The organism is Endozoicomonas sp. ALC013 (genome assembly GCF_049310205.1).
Taxonomy (GTDB): Bacteria; Pseudomonadota; Gammaproteobacteria; order Pseudomonadales; family Endozoicomonadaceae; genus Endozoicomonas.
Genome location: NZ_JBLYNS010000182.1, coordinates 1 through 7,823, shown reverse-complemented (window position 1 = coordinate 7,823; position 7,823 = coordinate 1). Strand labels below are relative to the sequence as shown.

Genomic DNA, 7,823 nt, shown 5'->3' with positions numbered 1-7,823 from the left:
GTCCCAAAGCAATGATAACCAGCTGCGGTTTTATTACAAGTTCCCGGTTTCTGCCCGTATATCAGAACCCGGAGGGGTTTCAGCGACTGAAACATTCAAGATAGAAAGCCGCTTTTACCTCAGGGAACTCTATAAAAAAGCCGCTGACCTTGCACACATTCAAGGCACAGCGGCTTTCTGTTACCACCCAGACAGTTACTTGTAAACCGGAAGACGCGAACAGATTTCCAGCACTTTGGCTTTCACTGCTGCTTCCACCTGTGCATCACCGGAACCATCGCCCAGGGCGTCCAGGACATCGCAGATCCAGCCAGCCAGGGCTGCTGAGTCTTCTTCATTAAAGCCGCGACGGGTAATAGCCGGAGTACCGATACGAAGGCCACTGGTTACGAAAGGTGAACGAGGGTCATTAGGCACCGCGTTCTTGTTCACCGTGATATTGGCACGGCCAAGGGCTGCCTCGGCATCTTTACCGGTGTATTCCTTACCGATCAGATCCATCAAGAACAGGTGGTCATCGGTCCCACCGGAAACGATATTGATACCCCGCTCCATCATCACCCGGGTCATGGCCCGGGCATTCTCGACCACCTGGGCCTGATAAGTCTTGAATTCATCAGACATCGCTTCTTTGAAGCAGACAGCCTTGGCAGCAATCACATGGCACAGAGGACCGCCCTGGGATTCAGGAAAGACGGCAAAATTCAGTTTCTTGTTCAGCTCTTCATCTTCAGCGGCCAGAATCAAACCACCGCGCGGTCCACCCAGGGTTTTGTGAGTGGTGGTGGTGACCACATCAGCAATGCCCACTGGCGAAGGATAAACGCCCGCAGCCACCAGCCCGGCAACATGCGCCATGTCAACCAGGAAGTAAGCACCGACCTTATCGGCAATATCCCGAAAACGCTGCCAGTCAACAATCCTGGAGTAGGCAGAAAAGCCACCAATAATAAGTTTGGGTTTATGCTCCAGGGCAAGGCGCTCAACTTCTTCGTAATCCAACTCACCGGTATCAGGCGTAATGCCGTACTGCACTGCATTATAGATTCGTCCGGAGGAGCTGACGCTGGCACCGTGGGTAAGGTGGCCACCATGGGCCAGACTCATGCCAAGAATCGTATCACCGGGCTTCAGCAGCGCCATGAATACCGCCGAGTTGGCCTGGGAACCCGAGTGCGGCTGAACGTTGGCGTAGCCTGCGCCAAACAGTGCCTTGGCACGATCAATGGCCAGCTGCTCAACCACATCAACGTGCTCACAGCCGCCGTAGTAACGTTTGCCGGGATAGCCTTCAGCGTATTTGTTGGTCAGCGCACTGCCCTGAGCTTCCATAACTCTTGGACTGGCATAGTTCTCGGAAGCGATCAGCTCGATATGTTCTTCCTGACGCAGGGTTTCTGCATCAATAGCCGCCTTAAGCTCCGGATCAAATTCAGCGATGGTCATGTCCTTTGTGAACATTCATTACCTCGGTTGCCTGTTAACAGCCCGCCGAGGAGACTGTCGGACTTAAGACTGTCCTACTGCGGTTGCGATAAAATGGTCTAAAAATTCCTGCTTCTTCGTCAAATAGCCCCGCTATTCTCCTCAGAAGCAGAAATTTTTATCCTCAATTTCTCGCAATCCTCGCTACGGACGCTTAAGTCCGACAGGCTCCAAGAGGCTGTGAAATGCCTGGATATTGGTGGTGAAACGCTATTCTAATACAGCCCGCAGGAAATCGGCAGTAAAAACCACTCAATGTCCATGATGAATACCCTGTTTAACGCCTCTTTTACGCAAAGACAGGCCCAAAGGATTTTTGGCTCAGGAATGGCTCAGACGCCGTGCATTCGGCCCGCTCCCGGAACTGTGTCTGAGCAACAACGTTACCCCCCCTGGCAGATAATCCAGCGAAATAATAAAAAATGCTGACAAACATTTTGAACCAGCAGTTAACTTCTCTGTCGAATAGATCCAACTCTACAAAAAACACGCCACAACATGATACCAGCAATCTGTTCACCCAACAGGACTGAACCACCCGTTGAACCCCCTGCACTTCACCGTTTTGGCATTGATTCCGAAGCCAAAGAGCACTGCTTCAACCGGTCAGTTGCCAGAGAGCCTCCTCACGAAAATTTTATACGTGATGAGATTCTGGATGATTTACAAACTATCCGAAGCATCAGATCAATTACTACTGTCAATCCGACAGAACTCACGTTATTTCAAAATAAAGAGACGATTACCAGAATACGAAAGCTGAGAGACATGACCAATCTCGCCTTACTTCGGTTACAAGACACAGAAAACACGCAGGTGACTGCATTTACTCCCCCGGAGTCACCTGTCTCGTTGCTTGCCCATGAAGTCGGGGCCGCCCACGGTTCTGACCACGGTAATCGCCGCAAACTCAGGGCACGGATCCAGGCCAGCACTCATGGTGTTGTCCACGGGACCGGCGTTGTGGCGAAAAAGCGGTTCAAAAAAGGTCAATTCATCTCTCTGTATCACGGCCCACTGATATACCGAATAAGAAGCCGACAGTCGGGCCAGCAACAAAAATTCAATGTATTCAAACTGGAACAGGGTAAAAAAGGGCCTGTTCCCCGATTTATGGAGAAAGATACTTTTGCTGCCTGGTCTGGCATTTTTCTCAAGTATTCCGGAACGCCCGGCATTGAGATTGGCCGTGATGCTGTCGGCCCCATTCGATATCTGAACCACTCCAAAAATGCCAATGTAAAAATCATCACACCCCGGGTATTGAGTAGATTTCCAGTTAATCAATGCGATCAGATTCTGTTAAGGGTTACTGCCCTGAAAGACATTGCCCTCGGAGAAGAACTGCTATTCGATTACGATCCGGGCCTACCAGAGTCAGAGATTGACTTTACACTATCAACAGTAGAAAAACCCGGGCAAAAGAGTGCAATAGCCATTCATAATACTGTCAGGAAAGTTTATCAAAAAACGATAGCAGGCTAAATGCCTGCGATCGGCAACGGTTTATTAATAATTTCATGTTACTTAAAGGAAGCGAGATATTTTTTTAAGTCATCAATATTCATCCAGGTTTGCTTACCGTTAAACATTGAATCCATTAAAAATTGTTGTAGATCATTAATATTTTTCATTGTTAACTTATCCATATCTTTGCTTAGTTCAATTTTTAATGAAGACAAATAAGAAGCAATATCTTCCAAAATTGACGGATTATTAGATAAAATTATATTCAGTAGTTTTTTATTATTGGGATCCAGACCTGCTTTCAGTTGATTAAGGCTTACTGGATGATGTGTTTTATCACGAATACCCTGAATTTTATCCATGATATTGCCAATTTGAATATCAAGTGATTCTGGCAGATCAACTTCTTTTTCCTTTGTTTTTGCCGACCTTTTCCTCCCACCATTTAGACATTTTTCGTTCAGCTTTTTAACTCTCCGGATTATTTTTTCTCTTTGAATTTTGTTTGCCTTATTATCTACCGACGAGATACTGAAGTCTATTTCAGAGTCTTCCTGGTTTGTATCATAATCAAATACCAGCTCTTCTCCCTTCTTAATATCTCTCAGGGCTACAACCGTCAGCTTAAGAGTTTCCCGGTCCCCCCACGCTAACGAGTCCACATTTGTACAGCTGATCACTACATTGGGTTGCTTGGAGTGATTCAGGAATCGGATATCATGTTCACAGTCACGGCCAAGCTCAATGACAGGTACGCCAGATTGGGCAATAGTAACGTTCGACCATGCAACATAAGTGTCGTTTTCCAGGATATTAACACCCGCAGTGTCATCATCGCCCGGGGCCTTGATGGTAAAGACAACATATTTGCCATTTTTCGGATTAATGGTTCTGAACACCAATGGTCCATCGTAAGGGCATATTATCTGTTCCGCTTTGAAGTTTTGGTTAGCAATGACGCCGGTACCATGTACAACACCTTCTGTTGACCTTATGCACGGGGGAGGGAGATCGGTGCCCGGGGATGTTGGCGTCATTGCCCTTTCTGAAACAGGAGAGTCCGGGGAATACACCACCTCTTGACCATTAACAACCGTGATCCCGGCCCCCTGATTTAAACGTTGAATTTGTTCGTCAACCGTATTTCTGAGAGTTAACAGTTGGTTTGTCACTCCTGAATAATCTCCCCCGGGAACTAACTCGATAGATCTGGCGCGTAAAAGAACCATTAAATAACGAAACACAGCTTCCATATCACCAAGGCAATGGTTGCAGCTGGGTGGCCGGGAATTAACGGAAGGCAGGCTGCTATTATCAATTGCTACATTCCTTTCAACCTGGTCGAGTCGCATTTTTTTTGCCGGGGATGGGGTACTTTCTAATGAATCAATTTCTCCCGACCTTGAGTCAAATGAACCAATAGTCGGTGTTAGACCAAACCCGATTCCAGGTGGTAACATTGATTTTATCCTTCATGGTTTTACTGGTATTCCAACTTTTCTGACCGTAAAAACAGCTTTTAGTTCAAAAAATATCCCTATTATTCTTTTTGATTTTTAGACCAATTTGCTGCCACCGCACGACTGCATGGATGCAGGAGCTAGAACAACGCAGAAGCAGTTGCCGCGCAGGGCAGTCTATTCTCGGTCAGCCTCCTGTGGGGTTGCCTGGGAGCCTCTCGGACAGCCTCCCAGAGCATCAAAGGACAAGCGAGAGCGGGAGCACATTTATGAAATATCCGGGCTATCTTTTAACAGTAGGTTTTGGCCTGAATTTTTTTCCATAAAGGACAAAAATTGTTGTTTATCCGGGTATGCGGAAAAGGTAATTACGACGCGTTGACATGCTTCCCCACTATCCAAATTTATGCCACTAGCTGTGCCTATTGAAAAGACGTTTTCTGTAATAAAGCAGCCGTTTTCTGGATAGGAATATTGTTTAACTGTTTCAGCAATATGTTTTTCTGTAGAAAATAACATAGAAGATAACTGGGGAAAAAAATTCGAAAATGTAGAAAATAACATGGAAGATACCTGGGGAAAAAGATTCGACAAATACGTTTCTTGGGCTTTTTCGGCAAAGAGCAGATCGCCACCGGAGTATTTACCGCCCTCCTGCTTGCATGGCGAAATGACTGCTGTCATGGATAATGGGGCCCAGTCAGGACTCCAGGGAAGATTCACTATTTCAGGGTTGTCTGAATTGAGCGTGTATCTGGTTATGTTGACAAACATCGGTACTTCCTGATTGGACCAATCGCCTAAAGTTGCCATTTTTTCCAGGTTGGTGCAGATGAATTTAGCCATTGATTCAGTGGCTTTCCCATCAGTTAGCCAAGTTCTCACATCATCTTCGTTGGCTAATTTACAAGATCTGTCAAATTTGACATAGGGGGCTATTAAATCAACGCCCAAATCAGTTGTTCGACGCCCCCCGAGCAGATCAACATATTCGCAACCCTTAAGGGGAACGCGATTATATTTAAAGGGTTCGAAAGCCAAATCCTCTAAAAAATTGTAATTTTGGTCAGCACTACTTTTTGTATTGACTGAATCCTGGTATGTCCGGCGCATTGAATCATCTTCAAAACAGTTTTCAACTATGGTAATAAATCGCCCCTTAAACTCTGGCTTATTCGTTGTATTATCTTCCCCACCAGTGTCAGTGTTCAAAGCATTGCACAGTAAGGTGTTATAATCTGAAGTGACAAATTTCGCAGCTGGCATTAACATAACCAAATCCTCATTCAAAAATTAATGAAGCCATCCCATGAAGGTTGGCATGGCAGTAGAAACTTATAAATATTTTGACATTGGCAGTTATGAAAAAGTTCAACGCTGATTCCAAAGGCGTTTTCCTCCACTTTTATGGGTGGTTCCAGAGGAATCTTTCAGAGCAGGGATAAAATGTCTGTAATCACAGTAGTGCCCCCCCAATACCGCTTCTTCAAATGCCGAATACCCTCAAACAGCCTGGTTAAAGATCTTCCTTTGATTCTTCATAAATTTTACCAGGCACCCTATTCGGTACTGCTGAGACCATCAGAAGTACTTGCACCATTGGGAATCTCAAACACCGGGAATGACTTTACAACTCCAACATTGTTTTACCATTCTTTGTTGTATTGTATTATTCAGTTCAATTTATCACGGATAAACATAATGTCTCAGTTCGTTTACACCATGAATCGGGTGAGCAAAATCGTTCCCCCGAAACGTCAGATCCTAAAAGATATTTCTCTCTCCTTTTTCCCGGGTGCCAAAATTGGTGTTCTGGGCCTGAACGGTGCGGGCAAGTCCACCCTGCTGCGGATTATGGCCGGTGTGGATAAAGAGTTTGATGGCGAAGCCCGCCCTCAGCCCAACCTGAACGTCGGCTATCTGCCCCAGGAGCCTGAGCTGGATCCGGCCAAAACCGTCCGCGAAGTGGTTGAAGAAGCACTGGGGGAAGTTAAGGCCGCTCAGCAGCGTCTGGATGAAGTTTATGCCGCCTACGCTGATTCGGATGCCGACTTTGATGCCCTGGCCACGGAACAGGCCCGTCTGGAAAACATTATTCAGGCCGCCGATGCCCACAACCTGGAGCGCAAGCTGGAAGTGGCAGCAGACGCCCTGCGTCTGCCTGAGTGGGATGCAAAAATTGAACACCTCTCTGGTGGTGAGCGTCGCCGCGTGGCTCTCTGCCGCCTGCTGCTCTCCAGCCCTGAAATGCTGCTGCTGGACGAACCCACCAACCATCTGGATGCGGAATCCGTTGCCTGGCTGGAACGCTTCCTGGTTGAATACCCAGGAACCGTTGTTGCCATCACCCACGACCGTTACTTCCTGGACAATGCCGCTGGCTGGATTCTGGAACTGGACCGTGGTGAAGGTATTCCTTACCAGGGCAACTACAGCGCCTGGCTGGAACAGAAAGAGCAACGTCTGGAACAGGAACAGAAGCAACAGGATGCCCGCCGCAAGGCCATGGAACACGAGCTTGAGTGGGTTCGTTCCAATGCCAAGGGCCGTCAGTCCAAATCCAAAGCCCGTCTGGCCCGCTTTGAAGAGATGCAGTCCCAGGACTTCCAGAACCGTAACGAAACCAATGAAATCTACATTCCACCCGGTCCACGCCTGGGTGACAAGGTGATTGAAGTCAACAACCTGAGCAAAGGGTTCGGTGACCGCCTGCTGATTGATGACCTGAGCTTCAGCATTCCCAAAGGGGCCATTGTCGGCATTATCGGCGGTAACGGTGCCGGTAAATCCACCCTGTTCAAAATGATCACCGGGCAGGAGCAGCCGGATTCCGGAACCGTTGAGCTGGGAGACACCGTTAAAATCTCCAACGTCCAGCAGCTTCGTGATGAGCTGGATGACAGCAAAACCGTCTGGGAAGCCATTTCCGATGGCCAGGACATTCTGCGCATCAACAACTATGAAGTGCCATCCCGTGCTTATATTGGCCGCTTCAACTTCAAGGGTGGCGATCAGCAGAAGCGTGTCGGTGAACTCTCCGGTGGAGAGCGGGGCCGTCTCCAGCTGGCGGCCACATTAAAAGACGGTGGTAATGTACTGCTGCTGGACGAACCTTCCAACGACCTGGACGTTGAGACCCTGCGTGCCCTGGAAGAAGCCCTGCTGGCATTCCCCGGCTGTGCCATGGTGATCTCCCACGACCGCTGGTTCCTGGATCGTGTTGCTACTCATATTCTGGCCTACGAAGGCGACTCCAAAGTGACCTTCTTTGAAGGTAACTACACCGAGTACGAAGCTGACCGCCTCGACCGCCTGGGTGCAGAAGCGGCTGGTCCGCACCGTATTAAGTACAAACGGATTGATGCCTGACGATATCTGCTAATGATGCACCCGATCATCTAGCGCAGCTAA

At 47.9% G+C, this 7,823-nt stretch carries 6 protein-coding genes; 3 read left to right on the top strand and 3 right to left on the bottom strand.

The window, feature by feature from the left end; all coding sequences use genetic code 11:
• A partial coding sequence (locus ACO6V1_RS21300) for a hypothetical protein (protein ID WP_422468411.1) occupies positions 1-205 on the top strand: 205 nt, incomplete at its 5' end.
• Here ACO6V1_RS21300 and glyA read toward each other — a convergent pair.
• The gene (glyA, locus tag ACO6V1_RS21295; protein ID WP_269673157.1) at positions 196-1,461 is read right to left on the bottom strand and encodes a serine hydroxymethyltransferase; all 1,266 of its coding nucleotides are present in this window, start codon (positions 1,459-1,461) and stop codon (positions 196-198) included. The genes ACO6V1_RS21300 and glyA overlap by 10 nt on opposite strands.
• Before the next feature lie 840 nt (positions 1,462-2,301).
• Between glyA and ACO6V1_RS21290 the strand changes: the two genes are divergently transcribed.
• Positions 2,302-2,970 carry an SET domain-containing protein gene (locus ACO6V1_RS21290; protein ID WP_422468409.1) on the top strand — a complete coding sequence of 223 codons (669 nt, stop codon included), beginning with the start codon at positions 2,302-2,304 and terminating at the stop codon, positions 2,968-2,970.
• A gap of 38 nt (positions 2,971-3,008) precedes the next feature.
• Here ACO6V1_RS21290 and ACO6V1_RS21285 read toward each other — a convergent pair whose 3' ends face one another.
• Both ACO6V1_RS21285 and ACO6V1_RS21280 read right to left on the bottom strand, forming a co-directional pair.
• Positions 3,009-4,412, bottom strand: a complete 1,404-nt coding sequence (locus tag ACO6V1_RS21285) for an SET domain-containing protein (protein WP_422468407.1) — start codon at positions 4,410-4,412, stop codon at positions 3,009-3,011.
• Between the two features lie 267 nt (positions 4,413-4,679).
• A complete protein-coding gene (locus ACO6V1_RS21280) occupies positions 4,680-5,684 on the bottom strand; it encodes a hypothetical protein (RefSeq protein ID WP_422468405.1) in 1,005 nt (334 codons plus the stop codon).
• Between the two features lie 429 nt (positions 5,685-6,113).
• Between ACO6V1_RS21280 and ettA the strand changes: the two genes are divergently transcribed.
• A complete protein-coding gene (gene ettA / locus ACO6V1_RS21275; RefSeq protein ID WP_422468403.1) occupies positions 6,114-7,781 on the top strand; it encodes an energy-dependent translational throttle protein EttA in 1,668 nt (555 codons plus the stop codon).
• Positions 7,782-7,823 lie beyond the last annotated feature (42 nt).